At 42.9% G+C, this 2,576-nt stretch carries 2 protein-coding genes; one reads left to right on the plus strand and one right to left on the minus strand.

The window, feature by feature from the left end:
* A partial coding sequence (locus A3739_RS10745; protein ID WP_156502536.1) for a hypothetical protein occupies window positions 1-955 on the minus strand: 955 nt, incomplete at its 3' end.
* 151 nt (window positions 956-1,106) lie between these two features.
* Here A3739_RS10745 and A3739_RS10750 point away from each other — a divergent pair.
* The coding region (locus A3739_RS10750; protein ID WP_156502537.1) for a hypothetical protein at window positions 1,107-2,576 on the plus strand (1,470 nt) is incomplete at its 3' end.

The following is a 2,576-nucleotide window of genomic DNA, read 5'->3' on the forward strand; positions in this document are numbered from 1 at the left end:
CATTGGAAAAACTCTCTAGATTTCGATCTTGTGGAGCCGTCCAAACTTGGTCTCCAGCGCTATTCCACAATACCAGCTCACGAGCCCCGCTCCCCAAGCCAGCACCGATATATCCATATACTTGCACTTTACTACCTGGATTAGTCGCATCATCTACGTATGCACGAATCGGGTAACTCAAGGCTCTTGCTTGGCTAACATTAGGTAATAGGCGTGTTTTACAGTTAGCTGCGGAACTCTTACCGTCAAGTTCACCAATACATGTCTCTTCATCGATCGCGTTCACATCATAATTAAGCGCTACCTTAAAATAACGACGAAAATCTTGGTTATTTTGACATGCCCTAGCGCTATCAGCTGAATCAACGACCTCAACGTAAACAAAAGAATCATGCAGCTCATTCCATGTTTCATCACCAGTAACCGAATCGACCTCTGCCTCATAACGGATACTAGGGATCACACGGCATACCGTTCCTGAAAAACTTGTCAGTCGCTCAGCAGAATTAGCGTCTAAATCGATATAAAGCACTGCACCAGCATTGGCAAACACCACCGCTTCATTTTGTTTTAAAGGATCGGCAACCAAGTCAAGGTAAGCATGCACCCCCTGACTCATTGCATAAAGTTGGCTTGGGTTAGTACCTTCAACAACCACATTTCCGTCGCAAGAAGATGAGGAAAGAGACGCGTCACTATCATAATTCACGAGAGAAAGCGCGGTGTTATCCTGACAACCATATGCACCCACAAACAAATTTTTAATTTCTTCGAGTTCAGCATCGGGCTGTGCAGGTGGAGTCGGCGTTACGGGAGGATCAGGAAGCTCTTCCTCAGGAAGGATGTCAGTATCAAGAATCTCATCGATCCCCTCAGAACATGCGGACAAAACAAACACGAAGGCCACGACACAAATGTACTGCAATACTTCACTTAAGTTTCTAACTCGCGACACGAAGGTTCCTTTCGTCTTATTTTCTAACTCAGCTATTATATCGATATTAACTGCTTAGATAAGCGTCAGCACAAGCTATTGCGAGCGCATTCACACAAACTTATGTATTTAGTGGTACCTTAGCGCACACACCCTGAAATGAGGCACAAAATTGGAGATACCTTTCGGCTCAAGCCCTGAACAAAATAAGGCAGCTTCAACCGAACAGCGAGCGCCTATTTCTTCTACATCGCAGATCATTCAAATAACGGGAGACACACCTCTTCAGTCCCTCCCTGTGATTAGAGACAATATTGTTGAAATTCAGAGCGTTGATGTAAAAAAAAACCAGACAGCCCTCATCCAAATAATAGGAAAAGTTAAGGGTGAAATACTAAGCACTGATCAAGCAATCACGATCGGCAGCAAAGGCAATCGTCCGACACCTCTTCCAACACAAGCAAGTGAACTAAAAGTACCGCACCTCATAACAAGTCCGGCTCAACCCATTTCAGAAAAAGAGCTTTCAACTTGGCTAATACAGATTAAAAATCAATTTATTCTCGCAAGTTCAAAGTTAGCGCTTAAGACAGGCATGGTACTTAATCTCACATTAACGGAGGCGGGCACTCCGGTCATCAAAAACCTACCCGCAGAGCAGATAGCTACCCTGCCGTTACAGACAAAGACTTCATTCCCTGAGGCACAACTCTCTCAGTTAAGATCTTCCTTAGCTCGCTTACTTCCACAGCAAGTCAGTCTTAACAGCGGTTTTAAAATCCTTCAACAAACACAAATCTCACCGACTCTGCCAGATAGATTAGAAGGAGCTCAACAAGCATCGTCTTTGATTCTAAGCACACTCAAAGAGCAATTACCTAAGTCCGCCGATCTTACTGCAAAATCTGCAACGACCACATCAACCAGCAATGAGCAAGTCTCATTCACGCCAATTGAGACCATCAAGTCATGGCTAAAACTTAGTGGAATAGAGCTTGAAGCAAAGCTTCTAAATCGAGATAGCAATCAATCAGTAGCCAGTCAGAACACACCCGATCAAGTCAAAACGCTCGATACCCAAGGTATATGGAAAACGCTTGTACTACTCGAAGGGCGCAGCAAATCAGAACAAGATCTATGGCAACGAGCGTCTCAGCGAGCCATCAACATTATTAACCTAAATGGTCCAATGCTTACACCGCCGGAACCACTTCAAACGCGGATTTCAGAATTTATTCAGCAACTACCAACACAGCTGAAATCTCAAACAAGCATGAGCGAAACGGCGCAAAAAATCACAAATTTCGACCAGTTATCAAACTCACTTTTCAATCAAACGAAACAACTATTTGACTTACTATCTAGCAATACAGCAAACACCCTCAATGCAAATAACAATAATATCAAGTTGGTACTTACAAACTTAGAATCCTATGATAAAAAAGCACCTTCAATTATTTTGAACCTCGCAAACAATCAAGATTCACCAGCATTTAAACTCTTAAGTAAACAAAACGAGCTATTTACTCAACAAATTCAAAACACCCTTAACTTACTGCCAAATATCAGCAAATCTCAATCAGATATCAAAGCATCCCTTCAAAGCCTTGCGTTCGGTATTAGCCAGTCCTCAAACACACCT

The sequence above is a fragment of the Oleiphilus sp. HI0067 genome (genome assembly GCF_001635735.1).